General features: G+C 56.6%; 27 protein-coding genes and 1 tRNA gene. 21 read left to right on the top strand and 7 right to left on the bottom strand.

The features are described 5' to 3' along the window. Positions 1–144 precede the first annotated feature (144 nt). The 5 genes from queE to umuC all read left to right on the top strand — a co-directional run bounded on the left by queE (position 145) and on the right by umuC (position 3296). Positions 145–792, top strand: coding sequence for a 7-carboxy-7-deazaguanine synthase QueE (queE, locus tag RGV06_RS07885; protein WP_019823245.1), 648 nt, complete (start codon positions 145–147; stop codon positions 790–792). A 1-nt stretch (position 793) separates the two neighbouring features. Then, positions 794–1486: a 7-cyano-7-deazaguanine synthase QueC gene (gene queC / locus RGV06_RS07880; RefSeq protein ID WP_019823243.1), complete on the top strand. Its 693-nt coding sequence runs from the start codon at positions 794–796 to the stop codon at positions 1484–1486. 74 nt (positions 1487–1560) lie between these two features. Further along, positions 1561–1636 (top strand) — tRNA-Lys (locus tag RGV06_RS07875). A 198-nt stretch (positions 1637–1834) separates the two neighbouring features. Then, a complete protein-coding gene (locus RGV06_RS07870) occupies positions 1835–2026 on the top strand; it encodes a hypothetical protein (RefSeq protein WP_048351729.1) in 192 nt (63 codons plus the stop codon). Next, complete coding sequence (gene umuC / locus RGV06_RS07865) at positions 2016–3296, top strand: translesion error-prone DNA polymerase V subunit UmuC (RefSeq protein WP_322149769.1); 1281 nt, start codon at positions 2016–2018, stop codon at positions 3294–3296. Before RGV06_RS07870 ends, umuC begins: the two co-directional genes overlap by 11 nt. Positions 3297–3330: 34 nt before the next feature. On the opposite strand, the gene RGV06_RS07860 is transcribed toward umuC, so the two are convergent. Next, entirely contained in the window at positions 3331–3912 is a 582-nt protein-coding gene (locus RGV06_RS07860) for a hypothetical protein (protein ID WP_048351728.1), read from the bottom strand. A 138-nt stretch (positions 3913–4050) separates the two neighbouring features. Beyond that, positions 4051–5217, bottom strand: a complete 1167-nt coding sequence (locus tag RGV06_RS07855; protein WP_019823238.1) for an MFS transporter — start codon at positions 5215–5217, stop codon at positions 4051–4053. Positions 5218–5311: 94 nt separating this feature from the next. Between RGV06_RS07855 and RGV06_RS07850 the strand changes: the two genes are divergently transcribed. Further along, entirely contained in the window at positions 5312–6205 is an 894-nt protein-coding gene (locus RGV06_RS07850; RefSeq protein WP_322149768.1) for a LysR family transcriptional regulator, read from the top strand. A gap of 73 nt (positions 6206–6278) precedes the next feature. On the opposite strand, the gene RGV06_RS07845 is transcribed toward RGV06_RS07850, so the two are convergent. Further along, the gene (locus RGV06_RS07845; protein ID WP_322149766.1) at positions 6279–7277 is read right to left on the bottom strand and encodes a GlxA family transcriptional regulator; all 999 of its coding nucleotides are present in this window, start codon (positions 7275–7277) and stop codon (positions 6279–6281) included. A 203-nt stretch (positions 7278–7480) separates the two neighbouring features. Here RGV06_RS07845 and RGV06_RS07840 point away from each other — a divergent pair, with 203 nt between their 5' ends. The 3 genes from RGV06_RS07840 (at position 7481) to RGV06_RS07830 (ending at position 9579) form a co-directional block, all read left to right on the top strand. Continuing rightward, positions 7481–8371: an MBL fold metallo-hydrolase gene (locus RGV06_RS07840; RefSeq protein WP_322149765.1), complete on the top strand. Its 891-nt coding sequence runs from the start codon at positions 7481–7483 to the stop codon at positions 8369–8371. A 98-nt stretch (positions 8372–8469) separates the two neighbouring features. Then, positions 8470–9015 carry a cysteine hydrolase family protein gene (locus tag RGV06_RS07835; protein ID WP_019823230.1) on the top strand — a complete coding sequence of 182 codons (546 nt, stop codon included), beginning with the start codon at positions 8470–8472 and terminating at the stop codon, positions 9013–9015. 234 nt (positions 9016–9249) lie between these two features. Then, the gene (locus tag RGV06_RS07830) at positions 9250–9579 is read left to right on the top strand and encodes a DHCW motif cupin fold protein (protein WP_322149764.1); all 330 of its coding nucleotides are present in this window, start codon (positions 9250–9252) and stop codon (positions 9577–9579) included. 184 nt (positions 9580–9763) lie between these two features. Here RGV06_RS07830 and RGV06_RS07825 read toward each other — a convergent pair whose 3' ends face one another. Next, complete coding sequence (locus RGV06_RS07825) at positions 9764–10675, bottom strand: LysR family transcriptional regulator (RefSeq protein ID WP_173667404.1); 912 nt, start codon at positions 10673–10675, stop codon at positions 9764–9766. 165 nt (positions 10676–10840) lie between these two features. Here RGV06_RS07825 and RGV06_RS07820 point away from each other — a divergent pair, with 165 nt between their 5' ends. Both RGV06_RS07820 and RGV06_RS07815 read left to right on the top strand, forming a co-directional pair. Beyond that, complete coding sequence (locus tag RGV06_RS07820; RefSeq protein ID WP_198821059.1) at positions 10841–11851, top strand: zinc-dependent alcohol dehydrogenase family protein; 1011 nt, start codon at positions 10841–10843, stop codon at positions 11849–11851. Positions 11852–12335: 484 nt separating this feature from the next. Then, positions 12336–12617: a hypothetical protein gene (locus tag RGV06_RS07815; protein WP_019823222.1), complete on the top strand. Its 282-nt coding sequence runs from the start codon at positions 12336–12338 to the stop codon at positions 12615–12617. 27 nt (positions 12618–12644) lie between these two features. On the opposite strand, the gene RGV06_RS07810 is transcribed toward RGV06_RS07815, so the two are convergent. After that, positions 12645–13883 (bottom strand): acyl-CoA dehydrogenase family protein, encoded by a 1239-nt coding sequence (locus tag RGV06_RS07810; RefSeq protein WP_019823220.1) that lies wholly within the window; start codon positions 13881–13883, stop codon positions 12645–12647. Positions 13884–14197: 314 nt separating this feature from the next. On the opposite strand from RGV06_RS07810, the gene RGV06_RS07805 reads away from it, so the two are divergent. Beyond that, entirely contained in the window at positions 14198–15121 is a 924-nt protein-coding gene (locus RGV06_RS07805; protein WP_019823218.1) for an ABC transporter substrate-binding protein, read from the top strand. A 17-nt stretch (positions 15122–15138) separates the two neighbouring features. Then, the gene (locus tag RGV06_RS07800) at positions 15139–16458 is read left to right on the top strand and encodes an LLM class flavin-dependent oxidoreductase (RefSeq protein ID WP_019823216.1); all 1320 of its coding nucleotides are present in this window, start codon (positions 15139–15141) and stop codon (positions 16456–16458) included. A 108-nt stretch (positions 16459–16566) separates the two neighbouring features. On the opposite strand, the gene RGV06_RS07795 is transcribed toward RGV06_RS07800, so the two are convergent. Beyond that, on the bottom strand, positions 16567–17067 hold the full coding sequence (locus RGV06_RS07795; RefSeq protein WP_019823215.1) for a C40 family peptidase: 501 nt from the start codon (positions 17065–17067) through the stop codon (positions 16567–16569). A gap of 292 nt (positions 17068–17359) precedes the next feature. Between RGV06_RS07795 and RGV06_RS07790 the strand changes: the two genes are divergently transcribed. Continuing rightward, positions 17360–17803 (top strand): GNAT family N-acetyltransferase, encoded by a 444-nt coding sequence (locus RGV06_RS07790; RefSeq protein ID WP_322149763.1) that lies wholly within the window; start codon positions 17360–17362, stop codon positions 17801–17803. Beyond that, positions 17800–18402: an FMN-dependent NADH-azoreductase gene (locus RGV06_RS07785; protein WP_019823211.1), complete on the top strand. Its 603-nt coding sequence runs from the start codon at positions 17800–17802 to the stop codon at positions 18400–18402. Before RGV06_RS07790 ends, RGV06_RS07785 begins: the two co-directional genes overlap by 4 nt. A gap of 8 nt (positions 18403–18410) precedes the next feature. Here RGV06_RS07785 and RGV06_RS07780 read toward each other — a convergent pair whose 3' ends face one another. After that, a complete protein-coding gene (locus RGV06_RS07780; RefSeq protein ID WP_019823209.1) occupies positions 18411–19271 on the bottom strand; it encodes a response regulator transcription factor in 861 nt (286 codons plus the stop codon). A 228-nt stretch (positions 19272–19499) separates the two neighbouring features. On the opposite strand from RGV06_RS07780, the gene RGV06_RS07775 reads away from it, so the two are divergent. From RGV06_RS07775 to RGV06_RS07750, 6 genes are all read left to right on the top strand, one after another. Next, positions 19500–19691: a Flp family type IVb pilin gene (locus tag RGV06_RS07775; protein WP_019823207.1), complete on the top strand. Its 192-nt coding sequence runs from the start codon at positions 19500–19502 to the stop codon at positions 19689–19691. A gap of 457 nt (positions 19692–20148) precedes the next feature. Further along, on the top strand, positions 20149–20340 hold the full coding sequence (locus RGV06_RS07770) for a Flp family type IVb pilin (protein WP_322149762.1): 192 nt from the start codon (positions 20149–20151) through the stop codon (positions 20338–20340). Positions 20341–20368: 28 nt separating this feature from the next. Continuing rightward, entirely contained in the window at positions 20369–20887 is a 519-nt protein-coding gene (locus tag RGV06_RS07765) for an A24 family peptidase (protein WP_322149761.1), read from the top strand. Between the two features lie 14 nt (positions 20888–20901). Next, positions 20902–22224, top strand: a complete 1323-nt coding sequence (locus RGV06_RS07760; RefSeq protein WP_019823203.1) for an ATPase AAA — start codon at positions 20902–20904, stop codon at positions 22222–22224. Positions 22225–22236: 12 nt separating this feature from the next. After that, on the top strand, positions 22237–23043 hold the full coding sequence (cpaB, locus tag RGV06_RS07755; protein WP_322149760.1) for a Flp pilus assembly protein CpaB: 807 nt from the start codon (positions 22237–22239) through the stop codon (positions 23041–23043). 40 nt (positions 23044–23083) lie between these two features. Then, positions 23084–24424, top strand: coding sequence for a TadE/TadG family type IV pilus assembly protein (locus RGV06_RS07750; protein WP_198821134.1), 1341 nt, complete (start codon positions 23084–23086; stop codon positions 24422–24424). The last annotated feature ends 7 nt before the right edge of the window (positions 24425–24431 follow it).

Here is a 24431-nt window from a genome sequence, read left to right as displayed (position 1 = left end):
GAGAAACCCGCGCCTATCGCGGGTTTTTTCGTTAGAATCCACGCCCTTTTATGAAATACGCTCCTCTTAATCCTGCATAAGCAGATTCTTTGGAGTGCCTGACGGAGGCGGACAGCCTGTTTAGCTGTTACGCCCGTGGCGAATATGCAAGACACATTGAGAATTACCGAAGTTTTTTACTCGTTGCAGGGTGAAACGCGAACGGCTGGCCTGCCCACCGTTTTTGTACGCCTGACCGGTTGCCCTTTGCGCTGCGGTTACTGTGACAGCGCCTACGCCTTCAGCGGCGGAACCGTGCGCCCTCTGGACGATATCCTTCAGCAAGTTGCCGACTTTCGTCCGCGTTATGTATGCGTGACAGGTGGCGAACCGCTGGCCCAGCCCAATGCCATTTCTCTGCTCAAGCAGCTTTGCGATGCGGGCTATGAAGTTTCTATCGAGACCAGCGGTGCGCTGGACATCTCGGCAGTCGATCCGCGCGTGAGCCGTGTTCTTGACTTGAAAACGCCGGGCTCCAAAGAGTCCCATCGCAACCTCTACGAAAACATCGCCTTGTTGACGCCCAATGATCAGGTCAAGTTCGTGATCTGTTCGCGGGAGGACTACGACTGGGCGGTATCCAAGTTGATTGAGTATGGTTTGGAGCGACGGGCGGGCGAAGTGCTGTTTTCGCCGAGTCACCATGACTTGCCGGCCCGTGATCTGGCTGACTGGATCGTGGCGGACAACTTGCCAGTACGTTTACAAATGCAACTGCACAAATATCTGTGGAATGACGAGCCGGGGCGCTGAAATGACCGAACAAACTGTTGTCACTGAAAAAAGAGCCGTGATTTTGCTGTCCGGCGGCCTCGACTCAGCAACTGTCGTGGCTATGGCTCGTGCTGAAGGCTATAGCTGCTACACCATGAGCTTTGATTACGGTCAGCGTCACCGTGCCGAGCTCGATGCTGCGGCCCGTGTTGCACGGGATCTGGGTGCAGTCGAGCATAAAGTCATTGGCCTGAACCTGGACGGCATTGGCGGCTCGGCACTGACCGACTCATCAATTGACGTGCCAGAAGCTCCGAGTGAAGGCATCCCGGTCACCTACGTCCCCGCACGTAACACCGTGTTCCTGTCTTTGGCGTTGGGCTGGGCTGAAGTGCTTCAAGCGCGCGATATCTTTATCGGCGTCAATGCTGTTGATTACTCGGGCTACCCGGATTGCCGTCCGGAGTTTGTTGAAGCATTTGAAGTCATGGCAAACCTGGCGACAAAGGCCGGGGTAGAGGGCCAGGGTTTTCGAATTCAGGCGCCTTTGCAAAATATGAGCAAGGCTCAAATCGTCCAGGCAGGTACAAAGCTGGGTGTGGACTACGCGTTGACAGTTTCTTGCTACCAAGCGGACGCCCAAGGCCGTGCGTGTGGCAAGTGCGATAGCTGCCGCTTGCGTGCTGAAGGCTTCGCAGCCGCCGGAATTAGTGACCCAACCCGTTATTTTTGAATTATTTCGAATTTATTTCGAACAAGGTGTTGAATTCTCGTTAGAAATCAGTATTATACGTCCCACAACGAAGCGGGTCGTTAGCTCAGTTGGTAGAGCAGTTGGCTTTTAACCAATTGGTCGTAGGTTCGAATCCCACACGACCCACCATATGCAACACCAAAACAGCCGGTCTAATCCTCAGGATTAACCGGCTTTTTTGTGCCTGCGATTTGGCGAGGTGCGGGTCAGACGTGTAGCTTCTTCAGGTCATGCGCTCCTCCTGTCAGAACCTCTTACAGAAATATTGACCTGATGCGTCTCACAACGTTTACTGTATACATATACAGTTTATTGAGGGCGCGCGTCATGAGTTTCACACTCCTGAGTCACTTGGCTGAAGGTGGCGTCCGCTCACCCCTTTGCTCGTTCAAGACTCCTGAAGACGGTCCGTCACTTGCTGGCGACCCTATCGAGACACTGATCTCAGTGGATGTGGCGGTCATCGCTCGCTTGATCCGGGGGATGGTGACCCATAGCGTGCGCAGCCATGGTCACTAAGCCCAAGCCGGTGTTCGCACTGATTGACTGCAACAGCTTCTATGCCAGCTGCGAGAGGGTATTTCGACCTGACCTCGCGAAAGTCCCTATTGTGGTGCTGAGCAACAATGACGGCTGTGTGATCGCGCGCAGTTACGACGCCAAGCCCTTTGTGAAAATGGGTGAACCCTATTTCCAGATCAAACAGCGCCTCCAGCAGGAGGGGATCGTCGCGTTCTCATCGAACTATGCGCTGTATGGCGACATGAGCGAGCGCGTCATGAGCCTGATCGAGTCCATGGTGCCAGCGGTGGAGGTCTACAGCATTGATGAGTCCTTTGCCGACCTGACCGGTATTGCGGATGTCAGTGCCATGGGCAGGCAGTTGCGGGCCAGAATCCTCAAGTGCACCGGCATACCTGTGGGTGTCGGTATCGGTCACACCAAAACCCTGGCCAAACTCGCCAACCACACCGCCAAGCGCCTCCAGACACGCACTGGAGGTGTGGTGAATCTGTGTGGTGATTTTGAGCGCGACTGGGTGCTGCGTAATACCGCCGCATCTGAAGTATGGGGAGTAGGGCGCCGTATGACCGCTCACCTTGAAGGGATGGGCATCAAGACCGCAATGGACCTGGCCAAAGCCGACCCGTGGACACTGCGTAAAAAATTCAGCGTGGTGATCGAAAAAACGGCTCGCGAGCTGTCGGGTACCCCATGCCTTGAGCTGGACGAACCTGATCCACCCAAGCAGGCAATCTGCTGCAGCCGGATGTTTGGCAAGCGGCTGACTGAACTGGCCCCGATCAAAGAGGCTGTGGCCACGTACATGATGCGTGCTTCGGAAAAGCTGCGAGCGCAAAAGTCCTACTGCAAGAAAGTCAGGGTCAGTATCCGCACAGGCATGTTTAACCCGGATGAAGCGAAATACGCGAAAGGAGTCGTCGTGACCCTGCCATACCCGACGGACGATGTACGGTTGCTCACCAAGGCGGCAGTCGATGCGCTGGAGCATGTCTTTCAGCCCGGGTTCAAGTACAGCAAGGCCGAGGTATTGCTGCTGGACCTTCGCCAGCCCGGCGAGTTTTCCGATGACCTGTTTGCCATCAATCAGCCTGCAGAAGCGTCCAGGGTGATGGCGGTTCTGGATCAGATCAACGGGCGCTGGGGCAGGGGCACGCTGCGCGCCGCCAGTGTGCCGAGCAAGCCGGATTGGAGCATGCGGCGGGAGATGATGAGTCAAAGCTATACGACGAGGCTGGATCAGTTGTGGCGGGTTTCGTGTCAGTGAGGGTCTACCCGCGGGCGCCACTGACGATAAGCACTTACTTCTTCAGGTAGGCACTCAGACGCTCTACAGCAAAAGCCTCGAAACCATCCAGTGCATCGCTGGCAATCGCTTGTTCCTTGCCGTTGTATTCAACAACAGGCAGGTAGAAGCAGGCATGTTGGCTGATCTGGTCGACAGGCATGTTTTTCTGGGTCACAAAGGGAAAGCCACACCCCATGGCCAAGAGCTGCAGGCGAACAACCTTGAGTTTTTGCCCAACGACCGAGGCGTCGCACATCTCCCAATCGATGTTGCGTTTCTCCAGCACGGCAGCCACCGGCTTGTTCCCCATACGGATGAAGTTCTCTGCCTCCATCGCGAAGTTAATCGGGTTGGTTGGGTCGGAGCAGACGCTTGCCACTCGTGTGACCTTGAACTCTGCGCTGCCTTCAAGTTGAGCCGGGAACTTGCTCTTGTAGCTTTCAAATCCGGGGTAAGTCGATGGAAACGGTTCGGTAGGCATTAGCTCTTTGACCGTCATTCCCTGAGGCATTTCAGGTGTATCAGCCATGACAGCAGGTGCTAGAGCAGCCGCGAGAAGGGTGATGATCGTGTTGCGTTTCAGGGCTTTATTCAAAATAGATTCCATCCTGGAAAGTCAGATATTACAGCTTGGTGCGTAATCTGAGTCGTCCTCGCCTTGAAGGCAACCCCCCACCCCAAGGTTGCTAGCCGTCACTCATCAATGGCGACCAGCAGCCCAATCACCTCGACGTCACGCAACCGCACCTGCAATCGTTCTGGAACGCCAGGCAAAAGCCAGCACCATCAGCAGCCCCAGACCCGCCATTGCCGCTCCGGCCAGGGAGATCGCCGGATAACCCAGCCCGGCATTGATCACCGCTCCGCCCAGCGCCGCACCAATCGCGTTGCCGAAGTTGAAGGCACCGATGTTTACCGCCGAGGCCAGATTGGGCGCGTCCTTGGCCGCTTCCATAACGCGCATCTGCAGCGGCGGCACAAGGGCGAAGCTGGCGATACCCCATATCAGGATGGCAACCGCGGCTGGCAGCGGCCAGCGCATCAGTACAGTGAACGCCAGCAAGACCAGAATCAGCACGCTCAACGAAACGATCAGGGTGCGATCTATCGAGCGGTCGGCGGCCTTGCCGCCCCACATGTTGCCCAGCGTCAAACCCACACCGAACAGTACCAGCATGGCGGTGATGTAAGCGGTGGATGCGTGGGTCTCACTGCTGAGGATCGGTGCGATGTAGGTGAAGACGGTAAACATGGCTCCCGAGCCGACAACGGTCAGGGCCAAGGCCCCCAGCACCGGGCCACGGCCCAGTACCTTGATTTCGGCCAGTACACCGACGCTTTTCGGCGCCGGCAGGTTGGGCAGGGCGAACCATAACGCGACCATGGCCACCACGCCGAGGCCGGTAATGCCCCAGAATGCCGTGCGCCAGCCCAGCAGCTCGCCAAACCAGGCGGCCAGTGGAACACCACCAATGGTCGCCAGGGTCAGGCCCATGAACATGGCCGCAACCGCCCCCGCACGTTTCTGCGGGGCGACCACGCTGGCGGCGACGATGGAGCCGACGCCAAAGAACGCACCGTGGTTCAGTGAGGTCACCACCCTGGCGACCATGAGGCTGTAGTAATCGGTAGCCAGGGCTGACATCAGATTGCCCAAGGTGAAAATCGCCATGAGTCCGATCAGCAGATAGCGTCGTGGAATTCTGCCGGTGGTCAGGGTCATCAGCGGCGCGCCGAGGAGTACGCCCAGGGCGTAAGCACTGACCAACAGACCTGCGGCGGGAATAGATACGCCGAGATCCGCAGCGATGCCCGGCAACATACCCATAGGCGCGAACTCGGTAACGCCAATGGCAAAGGCACCAATGGCGAGTGCTACAAGTGGTGGATTGATACGCATGGAAAGCTCCTTATCTATGCCGCCAATGCTACGATCCAGCCTTTAAAGGCGGTAGATAGCAATTTTGGCAATCACCTTTGCGTAGTGAGCACAAATGGACTTCAACGGCAGGTCGGGTGAAATGAGCGTGTTCGTTACTGTGGCGCAGGAAGGCAGCCTGTCGGCCGCCGCGCGTGCATTGGGGCTGACACCCTCTGCGGTCAGTCGGATCATTGCGCGTACCGAGCAGCGTCTGGGTACCCGCCTGCTGTTGCGCACCACCCGGGCGATCACCTTCACCGCCGAGGGTGAAGCTTTCCTGCGCGGTGCCCGGCGCATCCTGGCCGACATGGCCGAGGTCGAAGAAGCCATCGCCGACCAAGGCGTACCAAGGGGCCGATTGCGGGTCAGCGCCGCCCTGGGCCATGGGCGGCTGGCCATCGTTCCCTTGGTGGCAGCATTCAGCGCCCGTTATCCGAATATCGTCGTCGACCTCACACTGGGTGACGAAGTCGTCGACATTCTCGGCGGCCAGGCTGACGTGGCGGTACGTTTTGGTCATTTGCCGGACAGCCCGCTGACCGCGCGCAGGATCGGTGCCACCGGCCAGGTCGTGGTGGCATCCCCCGAGTACCTGCAGCGCCACGGCATCCCCCTCGAACCGGAAGACCTGCTACGGCACAACTGCCTGCGCTTTAATTTCCGGCGGGCCGAACCCAACTGGCCATTTATCCGCGATGCAAGAGAGTTTTCCCTGAAGGTCAGCGGCAACATCGAATGCAGCAGTGGTGAAGCGCTGGCACAACTTGCGCGCGTAGGGGCTGGGATTGCCCGTATCGGCGAGTTCAGCGTGAGCGAGGATCTGCAGCGCGGTGCCCTGATACCGCTGCTGGAAGCCTGGAATCCAGGCGACCAGGAGCCGATTCATGCGGTGTTCGTCGGAGGATCGACAATGCCGGCTCGGGTGCGATTGTTTGTGGACTTTTTGCTGGAACATCACCGGATATAAGAGGTGGCACCGAATGAAATGGGGTAAACCCATGCTTTGAAGCGTCGGCATCTCCCTTGGCCACTATCGAACGTCATGGCAGGGCGCTGTCACTTCTCTGCTCATTTTTTAGATGCACTCCGAGGCAAAACATTTTCCGGTATTCAGAGGGTGATGTGCCCAGATGAGCACCAAATTGTTGCCTTAAAGACAGGGGCGTTCCAAAGCCTACTTCACCCGCGATGCATTCAATCGATAACTCGGTCGTTTCCAGTAGCTCCTGAGCTCTGACCACGCGTTGCGCGTTTAACCATTTGGATACGGTGGTGCCGGTGGCCTCTTTGAACCGACGGGTAAAGGTGCGCCTGCTCATTTTTGCCATGTCTGCCAGGACATCGAGTGACAGATGGCTGGCCAGATTCATGCGAGCCCACGCCAATACATCAGATAAATGAGTTTCGCTGGAGAGCTGTGGTACAGGATGCTCTACGTATTGAGCCTGGCCCCCCTGCCTGTGGGGTGGTGTCACCAGCAGTTTGGCGGTGCGATTGGCAACATCAGCCCCGAGACGCTGGCGTACAAGATGCAGGCAACAATCGATGGCGGCCACGGTTCCAGCCGAGGTCATGATGTTGCCGTCACTGACATAGAGCACTTCAGGCCGAAAACTGACCTCTGGAAACCGCCGCGCAAATTCATCGCGGGCCACCCAGTGAGTCGTCGCCTCTTTCCCGTCAAGCAGCCCGGCATCGCCGAGCACAAATGCTCCAAGGCATAACCCGACGATCAACTTGTCTTTGGAGTGGGCGAGTTGCAGCGCCTGCACAAGCTGTGCGGATGCGGCGACCGCCGGATCAGTCCACGCGGGAATGACTATTACGTCACTTGCCTCCATCAGTTCCAGGCCGTGGGTGACAGACAGCCCAATGCCTTGGTCACTGCTCAGCATGCCCGGCACCTCTGCGCAGAAATTGACCTCGTATTCTGGCTCACCCGGCGCGGTTTGAGCGGTCCCCAATACAACACCGGGAACAGAAAGGTGAAAAAGACTCACGCCGTTGAACGCTAGAACTGCAACACGTATGGCTTGCATCAGGCAGCCTCAGATTGATCCTGTAACGGCCCACACAGAGCGGGAGTTTTTTCACGCCATGAGGTGCGTCAACTACCCTTGACCCTCTGCGGCAACACCGATTGGTTGGCCCGATTATATCGAAATATGTCATTCAGGCCACTGTTGGGCTCCAAGACACTGGGCCAGAATGCTCTCCTCGATGTACCAACAGGATTAATTTCATGAAATTCATTGCGCTTCCTCTCGCCCTTGGCATTGCCTGCGGTGCACTCGCTACTGCGGCGTTAGCGGACACAAACGCCACCCAGGCACCTGACACCTCCCACAAAGTGGATCTGCAGCAGGTTCGCAACGCCACGGTAAAAATCACTTACGGTGACACTACGTTCTTGATCGATCCCATGCTGGCTAAAAAAGGGGCTTACCCGGGGTTCGAAAATACCTACCGAAGCAACCTTCGCAATCCGCTGGTCGATCTACCCGAATCCCCTGACAAGGTTATCTCGGGTGTCGACGCAGTCATCGTCACCCATACACACCTTGACCACTGGGATGATGCGGCACAAAAAGCGCTGCCTAAAGACATCCCGCTGTTCACCCAGCACGAAGACGATGCGCAGCTGATTCGTTCCCAGGGTTTCAAAAATGTACGTGTACTGACTGACGAAGCTGAGTTCGGCGGCGTCAAAATCACCAAAACCGGTGGTCAGCATGGCACCGACGAAATGTATGCCGTGCCAGCCCTCGCAAAACCGCTGGGCGAAGCCATGGGTGTGGTGTTTCAAGCGCCAGGCTACAAGACTCTCTACCTTGCCGGCGACACCATCTGGCGCAAAGAGGTCGACCAAGCCATCGAGAAATATCACCCTGAAGTCATCGTGCTGAACGCTGGTAAAGCAAAAATGACGGGGTTCGAGGGGGCGATCATCATGGGTGAGGAGGACGTCCTGCGTGCCGCACAGACCGCCAAAGACGCAAAAATTGTCGCGGTGCACATGGACGCGGTTAACCACATGTCCCTGAGCCGTGAAGAGTTGCGCAATTACGTCAAGAAGCAAGGTATCGAAAGTCGCGTTGATATACCGGAAGACGGCGCTGCGCTGGAGTACTGATTTAAAACCGTGTTGGGCGTGGTAGCGGGCAGGTTTCTAACCCGCCAACCCTCTCGACCCTCAGGGCAACATCACTTTGATTTGATCGGAGATCGCTCATGAAACAAGGTCTTGTAGTAGTTGATTTGCAAAACGAATACCTGCCCACTGGCAAGTTGCCTTTGAGCGGCATCGAGGCGGCAGTGGCGAATGCCCGCCGGGTCATCGACCATGCGCGACATACAGGTATTCCCGTTTTTCACATACGGCACGAATCCGATAATGCGGCTGCCCCCATTTTCGTCAAGGGATCCAGCGGCGCGCACATTCAGCCTGCGGTAGCTCCTGAGGGTGAAGAGCCGGTGATTGTTAAAAAACACATCAACGCCTTCAGAGACACTGACCTCAAGAAGCAGCTGGATGCTTTCGATGTTCAGGATATCGTGGTGGTAGGTGCAATGAGCCACATGTGTATCGACGCCGTCGTACGTGCTGCGGCGGACATGGGTTATCCGGTTACGGTGCTGCATGACGCCTGCGCCACCCTGGACCTCACCTTTAATGGCGTCAATGTGCCGGCCGCTCAAGTGCATGCCGCGATGATGGCCGCGTTTGAGTTTGGGTACGGCACCGTTAAATCTGTGGACGATTACCTCTCGGCGTAAACGGGTAACCCCTGAGTTTATGCGTCAGAGACGTTTGATTTATCCCTCCCGATACACCAACAGGGCCTTGCGGGGCCCTGTTGGTTGATACGCATTGCAGGGTCGCCAAGGTCCGACGGTGTCAGCACCATTTTTCCTGTTTCGCTGTATTTCATTAATGCGCGCCATCTGTGTCTATCGGCAGTATTGCGGGGTTGATAGGGTCCGGGTTAACCGTATTTTGATGAGGCTAAAATGGAACTCACCGCCATCCCGTTCGGCATTACTGACTGGTCAACCATTGAACCGGTAGCGCATGCCGGTCAGACAGGTACAGCCTATTGGCGAACCCTGCAGGTGGGTTCGATGCGTGTGCGCATGGTCGAATACAGCCCGGGATACTCGGCCGATCACTGGTGCTGGAGGGGGCATATTCTGCTGTGCCTGGAAGGTCAGTTACACACGGAACTGGAAGATGGCCGCCAGTACACGCTTGATGCGGGGATGAGCTATCAGGTGGCTAATGATGCTGAGGGGCATCGGTCATTTACCCGTACCGGCGCCAAGTTGTTCATTGTCGATTAGTGGTGTGGAGGGACCAGGCGTAGCTTTTCACTTTCGTGGTGGCAGAGCGTTCGCTGGGACATTGAAAGTGACGGGTAATGGCTCTTCAAAACCTTTCCATCCCGGAGCTGTGAGCGATAGCCCCGCAAACAAAGTAGCCTCACCCTTCAAAGGACCAGGATTAAATCCAGGCCCTCGCAGGCTTTTACTCCAACCAGGAGTGATGAAGGACGGCAAACCGCTGACTCACCCAGTCGACAAAAGCATGAACCTGCGGGGCGAGGTGTGATCTGCTCGGATACAACACTGACACCGGGCGTGGACGTGGACGAAAGTGCTCGAGCACTTCAACCAAAGAGCCATCAGCCAGGTACTGGCCCAAGGTTATTCCCGGTGCCTGAAGAATGCCAAAGCCAGCCACGCCACATTGCACATAGGCGTTTGACTCATTGACGACGATGCCGTGGCGACTGATGTAACTCCTGTCGATGCCATCCTGGGAAAACTGCCAGGGGAGGGGGCGCTGGTTCTGCCCGGACAAAAAGCTGATGCCACGATGAGCCTTGAGCGCTTCCAGAGTGTCCGGAGCCCCAAACTCCTTGATATACCCAGGCGCAGCGCACGTCACCATGGTGGCCATGCCAATGCGTCGGGCCACCAGGCTGGAGTCCGGCAACTCTCCAATCCTGAGCACGCAATCTACTCCTTCTGCGACCAAATCCACCGTACGGTCGGTAACCCCTAAAGCCATTTCGATTTCCGGATGGCTGTCGGTGAACTCCTTCAGGCTGGTGATAAATGCAGGCTGGGAAAACGCAGAAGGGATATCAACACGCAGTTTTCCCCGAAGGGATGCTCCCGTGGTATCGAACATGGTTGTCGTCTCGGCTACGCGCCCCAGAACGTCCAAAACCCGTTCGTAAAACTGCTCACCCTCGGTGGTAAGGCGAACGTGACGGGTCGTGCGCTGAAAAAGCCTTACCCCAAGCGTTGCCTCCAGCTCCTGTATCGCCCGGGTTACTTGAGGGCGTCCCACCTGAATGGCATCCGCCGCTTTCGTGAAGCTGCCAAGCTCTGCAACGCGAGCAAAAACCTGCATTGATTGAAGCAGTTCCATACGCCCTCGACGGTTTTTGTTGCTGTTGGTCATCACTAATGGCAAGTGATTGTTGTCTTTTAAGATAACAGTCCTGTGATGGCTGGTGCATTTATCGTTGCCGATTTAAAGGAAACAATAGCCGTACTTAACCAGAGATCGCTGGTGACCTTACGGAGAAACAAAATGAAAGCCTGGCTTCTTGAAGATTTTGGTCTCGATAATTTAGTCCTGGGTGAAACACCTGCCCCGCAACCCAAGGCTGGCGAGTTGCTTGTCAAAGTGGGCGCCGTTTCGCTCAACTTTCGAGACAAAGCGATCGTCGACGGCATCTACGAGCCACACATGGTGCCTAAACCCCTGATTCCCGTGAGCGATGCCGCAGGAACCGTGGTGGCAGTGGGCGAAGGCGTCAGCCGATTCAAGGTCGGCGACCGGGTGAACTCGCACTTGTACTCGCGCTGGCTTGATGGTGCTCCTGGCCCCGATGAACCCGATTACTGCTTCGGTTCACCCCTTCCAGGCGGCTTGGCTGAGTACATGATCATCCACGAAGAAAGCGCCGTCCGCGCACCCGACAACATGTCGGACGAAGAAGCGTCGACACTGCCGATTGCCGCGCTCACGGCGTGGTACTCACTGGTGGACTACGGTCAGATCAAGGCAGGTGAAACCGTGCTTGTACAAGGTACGGGCGGCGTGTCGATCTTTGCGATTCAACTGGCCACAGCGCTCGGTGCCAACGTCATCGTGACGTCCAGCAACGACCGTAATCTGGAAGCTGCAATGAAGCTTGGCGCCGTTGCAGGCGTGAACTACCGGACCCATCCGAAGTGGGAAGAAGAAGTGCTGCGTCTCACCGACGGTAAAGGGGTGGACCTGCTTCTGGACGTTGCCGGTGGCAATGGTTTGAATCAGTCAATTGCTGCCACTAAGGCCGCAGGCAAAATTGCACAAATCGGCTTCCTGACGGGGCAAACCACCGCCCTGAGCCTTATGCCGCTGATCTTCCGGCAGACGACCATACGCGGCATCGCGGTCGCGCCACGCTCCTCGTTTGATCGAATGAATGCCTTCCTCAACGAGAACGAGATCACCCCCGTCATCGACAAGGTCTATCCATTTGAAGAAGCACGACACGCCTACGAGCACTTGGCGAGAGGCGCCTTCGGCAAGGTCGTTATCAAAATTGGCTGATTGTCCGGTCGGGTGAGTGGCCCTGCTTCAGGGTGCCCGGCATTGCCGCCCCGTGTGCGTAAGTACACGGGGCGCTTTAGCAGGCCACGCCATAAGGTGTTAATTACGGGAGAAGAGCTGTAGGAGATTTCGTATGTATTAGAAGGTTTGGTCTTTATTGGCTCGATTTCGCCCACCTGAATTGTGTAGGGGGATGTTCAGTGCCAGTTTTGCAGGGCGCCACCGTACTTATTATTAGCTACTCGATAAGTACCCAATGGCAACAAACCGGTGTCCCTACATTCAAAGGATTAAGATGAGTACTATCACGTGCCCCGGTTGCGGGAATGAGGCCAGTGCGTTCGGCACTGTCATGAATTGCTGGTGTGACAAAATGTATTGTGACCATACCAGCGGGATGTTTGCCAGTTACAGCTGTGCTTGTGGTTCCCGTGGCGAAACCCCGCAAGCCACGCAACATCGCGAGCACCAGAGGTCCAGGTTCATGGCCGAAATGGATTCAGATATTGAGGCGCTGCTCGCTACGTTACCGACAAAAATCCAGCATTCTTTTCAGACTCAAAGTGTCAGCGCCACTGCCTCTGATGTTCAGGTGACGTTCAACAATGGTCACAGCGCCGTCATCACCGTAACCGGCGTGTATTCGACGCCAAAAGAGTTTCAGGTGTCTGGCGCCGGGCGCGTGGTTGCCGTCAAAGGGGGCAGTGAACTGAAAGCGGCGCTGAGCAGCATTGCCAATGCATCACGCTGTCAGGCACTGAACTGACATCCAATCACACCACCCCGGCAATACTCAGACCTTGGCGACGCCCACCCGCCATTGCGAAGGTGGCACCAGGCCGTTGACCAGGTAGTTGCCCACGATGCGCGACTTGTACACGCGGGGGTTGTGGTTGGCCAGGGTGCGTGCGTTGCGCCAGAGTCGATCCAGCGCCTTGTTGCTGGCGGTAGCGCTGGCCCCCAGGGCATCGAACAGCGCTGTGGTGGCGGCGAGCGTGGCATCCACCACGGGATTGACTGCCAGGCACACTTCCAGCTCTGCCAGTGCGACCTGCGGGTCGTCATGGGCAAGAGGCTGGTCACTGGCGATCGTGTACTGCGCGGTCTGTTCCAGACGCTGCGCAGCCTGTCGGGTAATGGCGTGTGCCGCGTAGGCCTGGCTGGCCACTTCGCCGATCACTTGCAGCAGTTGCACGTCTTGGGCTGCGACATCGGCATTGCCCGTGGAAAAGGTTCTGGATCGGTTGCTCAACTCCTCGGCGCCACTCAAGGTTGCGCGACGGGCAATGCCTGCGAGAGTGCTCAGGTGATAAATCTGAAAGAACGATTGCCCATAGGCAAAACGCTGATCAGTGGGACGCGGCTCATCATCCAGCCGCACCTTGTCAAAGATGCAGGTGCCGCTCGCCGTCAGGCGTTGGCCAAAACCGTTCCAGTCATCAATGACCTGTACTCCCGCCGCTTTAAGGTCGACCACTACGCTGTAGAGCGTGCCGTCCTCACCGGTACCGATTGTGTTGATCAGGTCGCTGTAAAGCGCCCCGGTGGTGTAGAACTTTTTCCCGCTGATACGCAGCGAGCCATCTTCAGACCGATGAATACGTGTTTCAAACTCGCCACGGGTCTGTGTGCCCACCTCGGTGCTGCCCGGTGAGAGCAGCGCGCCCTGGCTGAGCTTGTCCAGCCACTTTGCCTGCCAGTCGGGACTCTTGGAAACCAGCACTTCTTCGCAAAAACCAAAATGCCCGCGCAGGGCCTGGGTGATGTTTGAGTCGGCCGCAGACAACTCGCTCAACAGGGTAAGCAACTCAACCAGCGTGGCGTCTTGTCCGCCATACGCGGCGGGCAAGCGCCAGCGCGGCAAGCCGAGCGCATTCAATTGCTGGATCACCGTGGCCAGGCTGCTGCGTGATCCGTCAGCCTCTGCAGCTTGCGCACTGATGCGTTCAAACAGCGGGCGAAAGGGTGCGGCCAGTTGTTCGTAACGGGCGGAAGGGGTGGTGCCCCAAATGTTCAATTCTGGATTAGGCATGCAATCTGACCTTGCCGGGCCTGCGCTCAAAGGCGCGCTGGCGCTGTAATAAGTGAAGTAAATGCGTTTAGGCCCAGTGGTCTGGTGAGGTCACCCTAATCCTAGATTGGTTAAATGCTTAATACCAAAAACAGCTAACCAAATACCCGGACAGGGTTCTATATATATGCATTAAAAGTATTAGATGCTTATGTCTTTATTGCGCTAGCTTCTAAAAACGCCACGCTTGGCGACCCCCTGAAGCCTCTTTTCTCAATGCCAGACTGCATGCCTACAGATGGTTGAGTTATCCGTTAACTCTGTAGGATTTCTGAATGACAACACGTCGAAAACTGCTAACCCTGTTGGGTCTGGCCTCGCTGGTGCTGCATGGCGCACCCACTTACGCCGCTGCACCGCTGACTCTGGTAGTAGGGGATCAGTTCTTTTCCAATCGTATCGTTCTGGAGCTCTCGGGTGAGCTCAAGGACTTGCCTTACACCATCGACTTCAAGCGTTTCAATACCGGGTCGCCTGTGGCATCGGCAGTGGCCAGCGGCGCGCTGGATATTGGTGTGGTGGGTGACACTCCAGTGATCAGCCTGGCGGCCAACGGGGCCCCGGTCAAAGTCGTGGCCAGTACCCAGACCAGTCTCAACGGTGTAGGAATCGTGGCCCGCCCGGGCATCCAATCGGTGGCAGACCTCAAAGGCAAAACCGTCGCGATCTGGAACGGCTCGTGGAGCCAGCAGATGATGTTCAAGGCTCTGGATGAAGCGGGCGTCCCGCGCGACAGCGTGAACTATAAGTTCCTGTTGCCAGCTGAAGCGAGTATGGCCTTGAGCCAGGGTGACATCGACGCTTTTGGTACATGGGAACCCTATGTTTCCTTGCAGGAGAAAGAGGGCAGCACGCTGATCCGCAATGCCAAGGGGTTGATGAGCGCGCCGACTTATGTAGTTGCGTATGAACCGGTGCTGGCGCAAAAGGGCGAGATCATCAAGGACTTTGTTGCGCGCCTGACCCGCGCCCGGGTCTGGAGCCAAAGCCATGTCGACGAATACGCCGATGCCTGGTCCAAGGCCAACCAGTCCTCTCCGGAGATCGCCAAGGCCTGGTTCAAGCGCGACGCCATTACCGTATTGCCGATCTCGCCCACCATTGTCAGCGAAGCCCAGGCTACCTCTGATTTTCTCTATGACGCCAAGCTGCTTAAAAAGCCGTATGACGTCACCCCAATGTTTGACCGCGCACTCTGATAACCGAGGAAAACCTTATGGCCAAGCAAATGGCATTGGCGGGGTTCATGCTTTCGGGCCCCGTGGTACATAGCCACGCGGTGTGGCGTCACCCGCAGACCCATAGCCACTTTCTCGACCCCGACTACTACATCGACATTGCCAAAACCCTCGAAGACGGCTGCTTTGACCTGCTGTTTTTTGCCGATCGGCTGGCGGTTGGCGATCAAGCCGGGCAATCACGTGCGCGCTCTTTTGAGCTGGGGGCCCAGGATGCGGCGCGGCTGGACCCGTTGCCGATTCTGAGCCTGCTGGCCGGCCACACCAAACATATCGGCCTGGGACTGACGCGCTCCACCACCTACTACCAACCGCCCCATGTGGCGCGGGCGATTGCCTCTCTGGATCATATTTCCAGGGGGCGCAGTGCGTGGAACATCGTCACGTCCATGAACGACAGCGAAGCACGTCTGTTTGGTCATGCGCAGCATCTGGCCCATGACCAGCGTTATGCCCGTGCCGATGAGTTTGTCGAGCTGGTGCTCAAGCTGTGGAACAGCTGGCAGCCTGATGCGCTGGTGCTGGACAAGGTACGCGGCATTCTCGCGGACCCGAACAAAATCGATGCCTTTAAGCACAGCGGGGCTTTCTTTGAATGCGAGGGGCCGCTGAATATCCCCCGAGTACCCCAGGGCCAGCCGGTATTGATTCAAGCGGGGGCTTCGGGCCGTGGCCGGCAGTTTGGTTCACGTTGGGCAGAGGTTATTTTCAGTATCAACAGTCGGGTAGAGCGCATGCTTGAATTCCGTCAGGACATCCACCAGCAAATGCGCGCCATTGGTCGTAACCCGGATGAGTGCAAAGTCCTTACTGCCGTCATGCCCTTCATTGGCGGCACTGAGGCTGAAGCGATCAAAAAGCGTGATGAACACAATGCGCTGGCCAACCCTGAGCTGGGAGTTATTACGCTGTCGACCCAGTCGAATTTCGACTTTACCCAGTTCCCGCTGGACACCCGCTTGCTCGATATCGCCAGGCATTCGGCGACGCCGGATGTGATTGCACAAAAGCTGCGCCTGGAGCGCGACATCACTCTTGGCGAATACGGCGCCATCATGGCGGCCAGTATCCGGGTGCCGCAATTGACGGGCACTGCGCAAAGCGTGGCACAGCAACTGATCGACTGGCTGGAGCTGGGTGCTTGTGACGGTTATGTGGTGTCGCCTGCCTACCTGCCTGGCACGTTTACGGAATTTACCGAATCGGTGGTGCCGATCCTGCAACGTCGCGGTTATTTGCGCACGGCGTACGAACACCCGACGTTGCGCGGTCATCTGGGCTTGAAGCAATTTGGCTGATGACTACAACGCGAGGGGCTTACCCCTAAACCCCTCGCTGGTCATTCAGTACGGGTAGATCCATCAATGTGTCCGCTTCTATGAGCGGTTTAATCCTTGTGTCCCGCCTTAGAAGCGGCGTGCAGTGGTGTAGTTTTTCTTCCAGTACGAGTTATCCATCGAATCGATACGAATCGTCTTGCCCTTACGGGGTGCATGGATAAAACGGTTATCGCCGATGTACAAGCCTACGTGATTGCTTCGGGTGCTCCCTTGGGTACGGAAAAACACGGCATCGCCGGGTTTCAGTTTATGCCGGGCGACTATGGGCAAGTCCGCATTCAGCATGGCTGAGGTGGTTCTTGGTATATGGATATTGGCTTCGTTCTTGAACAGATAGACCAGCATGCCGCTGCAATCGAAACCCTTGTCCAGTGACATGCCCCCCCACAGATAAGGAATGCCCAGCAAGGAGTGGGCGCGCTTGATGACCTTCTTGACGTGAACGGGTGAGGCGTCTTGTTTAACGGTTTGAATGGCCCAGGCGTAGGGTTTTCGCAGGTCGGCAGCGCACGCAATGCTAGAGCCGGCGAGGGTGAACAGTAAGACAAGAGAGATGAATTTAGACACAAGTAACCTTCCGATTGATGGGGGTTCTTGAAGTCTAAAAGTGCGGCTTAAGCGGGTATGTGAGGCTATTCCTACATGGATTACGGTATTAATCTGATCCCGACGAACAGCACTGGTCGTATTAAAAAAGCGTTTTAGGGAATGCGGACTGTAGGATGTTAATGCCTCCAGGTGGCGGGGGGGCTGGGCGCTCAGTGATAATCATGGCCTGGTCATTTAGTCATTTTGTGGCTCTAGGTGGTATGCCGTCGCAGTTCTAAAGTGGGGCCATCTTTCCTAAGGGCTGACCATCATGGATTTCACACTGCAACATCTTGGGGACGAGTCGGCGCTGCGTGTCAGTTTTGACCTGATGGGCGTTTTGCGCCCACATCTGCGCGATCCCGGGGCCTATTCGGCGCAACTGCTACGTCAGATGGCTCAGGGCTATCGCCTGCTTGCCGCCTGGCAGGGGCACAGGCTGGTCGGGCTGGCGGGGTACCGCGAGATGGAAAACCTGATCTATTCGCGCTTTATCTATGTCGATGACTTGGTTGTGAGCCCCGACATGCAGCGCTCAGGTTTGGGTAGCCGTCTCCTGAGCTGCGTGCGTGACGAAGCCGTGCGCCGCCAGTGCGATCATCTGGTGCTGGATACAGGGCTGCACATGGCGCTGGCTCAGCGTTTCTACTTCCGTCAGGGCTTGCTGGCGCAGGGCATGCACTTCACTCAGAAGCTGACCGGGGAGCAACCATGAACAACGCCTTGCTGATCAATGCCAGTCCCCACGGGCACTTTTCCCATGCCAGTCGCCTGGCTCGCGAATGGTTGGCAACCCTGCGCCAGCGCTATCCGGATCTTGCCTGGGTGGGGCGGGATTTGAGCGAACAGCCGTTGCCGCCACTGGGCAGCGATTACGGCGCAGCTTTAGCCGCACCCACGCCGTTCGAGTCTCCTGCGTTCGATGTGTCCGAGGCGCTGATACGTGAGCTGGAAAGCAGCGACATGCTGGTGATCGCCACGCCCATGCACAATTTCACTATTCCGGCAGCTCTCAAGCTGTGGATCGATTACGTGCTGCGCATTCATCGCACGTTCAGCGCAGGCCCTGAAGGTAAAATCGGTTTGCTTGCCGATCGGCCGGTGTTTGTACTGGTGGGGTCAGGTGGCTTTCATCAGGGGGAGAGGGCGCGGCAACCCGATTTTTTGACGGACTACCTGCGTTATGCCCTTAACACGCTTGGGCTGTTTGACATTCACTTTGTCTATTTGCAGGGCCTGGTGTTTGGCGAAGAAGCGGTGGCCGTAGCCCTCAAGGATGCCCGCGAGCAACTCGCACGCTTGGCCGGCCAATAGCCCTCAGTTCAACCCTCGGCGCTGTGGGCCAGGCTTTCGATGACGTGCGTAAGAACGTCATTGGACACCGGCACGTCATTGCGTCGTGCCTGGCGATACTCGCTGGGGGTGCAGCCGGCGTAATGTTTGAATGCCCGGGCGAAGTAGGAAGGATCCTTGAATCCCACGTCATAGCCGATGCTGGTGATGGGCATCTGGCTGTTGTCGAGCAGGTCCTTGGCGTGGTCCATGCGTTTGCCCAGTACGTAGTCCATAAACCCCAACCCATAGACTTCCTTGAACAGGCGGCTGAAGCGAAAGGTTGTCATGCCACAGCGCTTGGCCAGTTGTTTTTGATCGATGCTTTCGCAGTAGTTCTGATCGATGTACTGCAGCACGTTGTGCAGAGCCTTGTGTTTTTGGTGGTCAGTGGTAAGCCGGATGCTGTCAGGCAGGGAGGGGCCATGTTCGATCGGTAGCGTCTTGCTGTTACCGACGTTGCGTCGCAGTTCGCACAATTGCTCAAGGGCATGCAGGTAACGGTTGATCTCGGTCCCACACAGGGGGAGCACCACATACTCCCAGACCCCTGAACGCATGGCCCAGATGGCGAGCTCTTCGGAGTGCTGCACGGTGAACATGGTCACAGGGATGGAGGGTGCCTTGAATTTGATCTCCTGCAACAGGTTGAGCCCTGACAGGTCGGGGCAGTCGAAATGTATGCAGACCATGTCGGGCGCGGAGTCACGGAGTTTGTCGAACCATCCCCCGGGTTTTTCCAGTTGGCAGTGGCAGGCTGAACGAAAAGGCACCATCAACGCTTCAGTCGATTGATTGCGCGTCAGGTCAAACCATAAAAGGTGAGGTTTTTTGACAGCGTCGAACTTCATTCACTTAATCCTTTTGGTGTTGTCTGCTGTCTTCTTGGTGAATGTTCAGTGTGTGCAGCGCTATTTAAAATACGGCTGAGAGTGTTTCTTGTTCTGCTTTGCCTCTGCAAAAAAATCCTGCTGTTCGACAATAAACTCCTAACTTTTTCTGCGGCCTCTGGCTCGCCTTTAATCAGGCGGTGCATTAAGTAATCGCTTTCGGTAAATCACTCGAATGAGGTGAATAAAATGAACTTTCAATCTATTAGAGCTTACGTGCTTGCCTTTATTGACGATGAAGATGGCCTGACGATTGTTGAATATGCCGTTGCCGGTGGCTTGATAACCCTGGGTGCAGTTGCAGCGTTTATAACCCTGGGGGGAAATGTCAGCACAGCCATCACCAGCCTGGGGTGCGCGGTCAAGGGGCAAACCTGCTGACGCAAGACTCTTCATTGGATCCAGGCTCCTCATGGCAGCTGCCCGCTGCCTGGCGCAGCGCTAATAGTACGGGTGTGTAGACAAGTATTGCCGTTGCATTAACGCTGAGAAGATTAAATTCTGATATGAAACCCCCGGCTTAGTCTGTCGCGCTATACGTCCCCTCTAGCTGACAGTTCCAGGCCGGTTTTTATTCTGTCGGCAGGCACTGAAATGGTCTGCTGTACAACGAGCAGTATGCGTATTGTAGTACGGTCGACATGTATTTGTGTCGATGCTGCAGTTGTTTGTTGTGTTATTTGTTTATTTCAGGATTTAAATATTTACGGTCTGGGCAATAAAGTCCTATCAGTCAGCAAAAAACTCCTAACCCTCAATTATCACGCTGACTAGGATTTAATTAAGCAGTGCAGTTTGCCCTGCTGCTTAATATTAAACATTGAGTGAGGTGGACAAAATGAAACTGCAAAAAATCAAAACTTCCGTGGTGAAGTTTATCAACGATGAAGATGGCCTGACCATTGTGGAATATGCCGTGGCCGGTGGCCTGATCACGCTGGACGCTGTCGCTGCGTTTATCACGCTGGGCACCAATGTGAAAACGGCAATTACCAGTCTGGGATGTGCCGTCAAAGGCCAGACCTGCTAGCGCGATGTGTCTTGTTGAGGGTGCAGCCATGGGCGGGGTACAGATGTTTGCTGTTGCATTGCTACTGGGGCTGCTGGGAATTGCGGTGGTGAACGATCTTCGAAATCACCGGATTCCCAACCTTCTTGTTTTGTTGGGGGTGGTGCTGGGAGTCGTGGGCCAGAGCTATGCCTCAGGATTGATCGGATTGGGCCATGCGCTGCTGGGCATGCTAGTCGGTTTCGCGATTTTCCTGCCGATGTACGCGGTCGGGGGCATGGCTGCCGGTGATGTGAAGTTAATGGCCATGGTTGGCGCTTTTCTCACACCGTACGACGCCCTATGGGCTGCTTTTTTCAGCCTCATTGCCGGCGGTGCATGTGGATTATTGATTGTGCTGCTGCGTGGTCAGGCCCTGCAAACCCTGGGTCGGTACTGGTTGATGCTCAGGGCCCGGGCCTATTTTTCACCCGCAGCGGATGAAGTGGCCGGCAAACCTTTTCCTTATTCAATTGCAGTTTTGCTTGGCACCTTGACCAGCGTCTTTTGGCTGCCCTTTGGCCATTAGTTCAGGAGAACACTATGTTCGCTATCAACAGCACTCGTGTTTCCCTGCATGAACGCGAAGCGGTCCAGCAACTGGCTCCACAGCCGCGCACGATCCTTGAGACCGGATTGGCAGACAGCTTTCTCGGTGATCTGGTGTGCAAGCATTTATACGATGCGGGTGTGCTGGACATGGTGCAGCTGGTAGCACGACTGGCGTTGACCGGAGCGGTTCTTGAAGAAGTGCTGACGTTCCTGCGCAAGGATCGTCGTGTGGAGGTGCTTGGTCAGTCAGGGGGCCAGGCCTTGCGTTATGGCTTGACGGAGCGCGGTCGCAACAGTGCCCGCGATGCCCTCGCACGCAGTGGCTACATTGGCGCTGCGCCCTATCCGGTGAGTGCGTACCGCGCACTCCTCAAGTTGCAGACCATTCATCATGGCCGTATCAGTGCCCATGACATGCACACCTGTTTCGGCTCGATGGTGCTGGCGCAAAACATGCTCGACCAACTGGGTGTTGCCCTGAACTCGGGGCGCGCCATCATGATTTACGGGCCTGCAGGTACCGGCAAGACCTATGTCAGCAGTCGGCTGATCCGGTTGTTTGCTGAGTCAATATGGGTGCCCCATGCAATCGCGATCAACGAAGCGGTCATCGAAATTTATGATCCCCAGGTGCACAAGCGTCTGGATGATGACGAACAGCAAAATGCCTTGATGCTCAATGAAGGCATAGATCGCCGGCTGCTGCGCTGTGAACGGCCGATTGTCATTACCGGTGGCGAGTTGACGATGGAGCAACTGGACGTCCGTTATGAGCCTTTCTCGCGTCAGTACCAGGCACCGTTGCAACTGAAGGCCAGCAACGGCTTGCTTGTCATCGACGACCTTGGGCGTCAGCGCATGACGCCAGAGGTGCTGTTGAACCGCTGGATTGTGCCCATGGAGGAGAGGCGGGATTTCCTCAACCTGGGGGGCGGCCGCCACTGCGAGCTGCCCTTTGACCTGATCCTGGTGTTTTCCACCAACCTCAATCCGCTGGAGCTGGCCGACGAAGCGTTTTTGCGACGCATTGGCTACAAGCTGCAATTCGGCTACCTCAAGCCAGGCGAGTACGAACGTATCTGGATTCAAGAGACGCAGCGACTGGGCATCCCCTATGACCCCGCGTTGCTCAGCTTTGTGTTGCGAGAACTCTATGGCGCCGAAAACATGCCCCTGGTGCCTTGCCATCCGAGAGATCTCTTGAACATGGCCTGTGATCGCCAGCGTTATCAGGAGGGGGCAGGGCCACTGACTACTCAGGAGCTTGAGTGGGCGTGGCACAACTATTTCGTCCAACTCGATTTTCTTGGGTAAGGAGTCACTGTCATGAACTCGCGCACGCTTGCTTTGATTGTCCTGTCCGTGATTCTCGGGCTGGGCGCGACATGGATGGCCAATAACTGGCTGACGGCAAGGCTCAATACCAGCCCCGACGATAACCAGCAAAACGTGGTGATTGCCACGGTGGAAATCGCTTTCGGGCAAATGATCGAGCCCCAGCAGGTGGCTGTGGTACGCATGCCCAAGGATGCAGCGCCGGATGATGCATTCGACTCTACGGAAAAAGTGGTCGGCAAAATCGCCACGTTTTCCTTGCTTCGCGGCGACATTCTGCGGGGTGCGCGGTTGGCTGAGCATATGGGCGGCAGCACCCTGGCCTCACTGATTGAGCCCAGCAAACGCGCCATATCGGTGCGGGTGGACGATGTGGTCGGTGTCGGCGGGTTCCTGCTGCCTGGCAATCGAGTCGACGTGCTGGCAACCCGGCAGACCGGTAACGCGGGTGATGCCGAGTCCAAGACCATTCTGGAAGATTTGCGTGTGCTGGCGGTGGACCAGACAGCCAGTACCGACAAGACCCAACCGGTGGTGGTGCGTGCGGTGACCCTGGAGATGACGCCCCCTCAGGCAGAAGTGCTGGTCAAGGGGATGGCCGCAGGCAAGGTGCAACTGGCCTTGCGTAATCCGCTGGATAACCACAAGGCCCCGGTGATGACTGAGCCCGTTGCAGTGGCGGCGCCTGCACTGGCACCCGTCATGACCAAGCCAGTGGTGCGTCGTCGCGCACCTGCCAGCAACGGGAGCGTCATCGTGATTCGTGGTGTCGTGGCCACGGTCGAAAAAGCGATGTAGAGGGTCGGGCCGCCGCAACGGCAGAACAGAAAGGTGGAACATCATGAACGCGCGTATCCAACAGCCCCACACCGCGTTTGCTCAACAGCAGCGCGGAGCCATGCTTGTCCTGGTCGTGATTGCCATGGCTTCGCTTTTGCTGATGGGGGCCCTGGCGCTAGACGGCAGTCATATGCTGCTGAACAAGACTCGCCTGCAAAATGCAGTGGACGCGGCGGCGCTGAGCGGGGCCAAGACACTCAGCATGGTGGCAGGTACGAGCGGGTCTGCGAGCCTGAGCCAAACCGCTGCACTCAATACCCTGACCCTGAACGCCAATGCGGCGGGTAACCAGGAGCTGGCCACTGCGATGGCCGCCAATGCAGCAGGCTTCGCCAAGGTGGAACTGGCAACCAGCGTATACGGGCCGTTCTCTTTTCCTGGCCCTGCGAGTGCGACTTTTGTCCGGGTAACGGTGACCAACTACCCCCTGAGCAGTTTTTTCTGGGGGGTATTTCAGGCGCTGGACAACGGCAATGCCACGAGCAAGGCCGTTGCTGCAGTCGCCACTGCTGGCCCCAGTCCGACCAGCAGCCCATGTGATCTGACCCCGCTGCTGGTATGTGGCGACCCTGCGCAAAACAACCCGACGGCGGGGATGTTCTGGGGCTTCAGGTTCGGTGATTTACAGGTGTTGAAAACCGCAGCCAATAACAGCTCTGCCATTGGCCCCGGAAATTTTCAGCTACTGGACTTTGGCTCAGGCGGCAAAACCGTCAGGGAAGGGCTGGCGGGGGGGATCAACCAGTGCAATGTCGTCGGCTCGACCGTCCTGACGAAACCGGGCAATACCGTGGGGCCAGCCTCCCAAGGGCTCAATACGCGCTTTAACGAATACAAGGGTGGCCTCAGCGCTGCGGACTATCCGCCGGACCTTGTGATTACAGTCAATCCCAAGTCATTTACCTACGCCGGATCACCCGCGCCGATTTTGTACAACGGTCAAACGATCACCTCCAGCAGCGGCAACTTGTCCACTTCCGGCGGTGCTTTGTACGACTACAACAACTGGGCACAGGATGAAGCAGCCTGTGTGGGGGGCGCGGGTGGCTGTCAGAGCAATGGTGTCTTTGAACGGCGGATCCTGAAAATCGTGATTGGCGATTGCTCAGGCAAGAACGACGGTGCGTCCTCGATACCGGTGCTGGGCTTTGGTTGCTATTTCGTGATGCAGCCGGCAGATCAACAAGGTAATTCGGCCCAGATATTCGGCCAGTTCGTGAGTGTGTGTGAAGGCGACAATGTGCCCGGGCCTAACCCGGCGGGTAACGTCGGTCCGCAGATCATTCAGTTGTACAAAACCTACATCGACAACAACCAGACGCCGAGCACCGACTCCTAGGAGGTCT

Source organism: Pseudomonas sp. CCI3.1 (assembly GCF_034313985.1).
GTDB lineage: Bacteria > Pseudomonadota > Gammaproteobacteria > Pseudomonadales > Pseudomonadaceae > Aquipseudomonas > Aquipseudomonas psychrophila.
The sequence above is the reverse complement of the archived record's forward strand: the minus strand, read 5'-3'. Positions and strand labels throughout refer to the sequence as shown.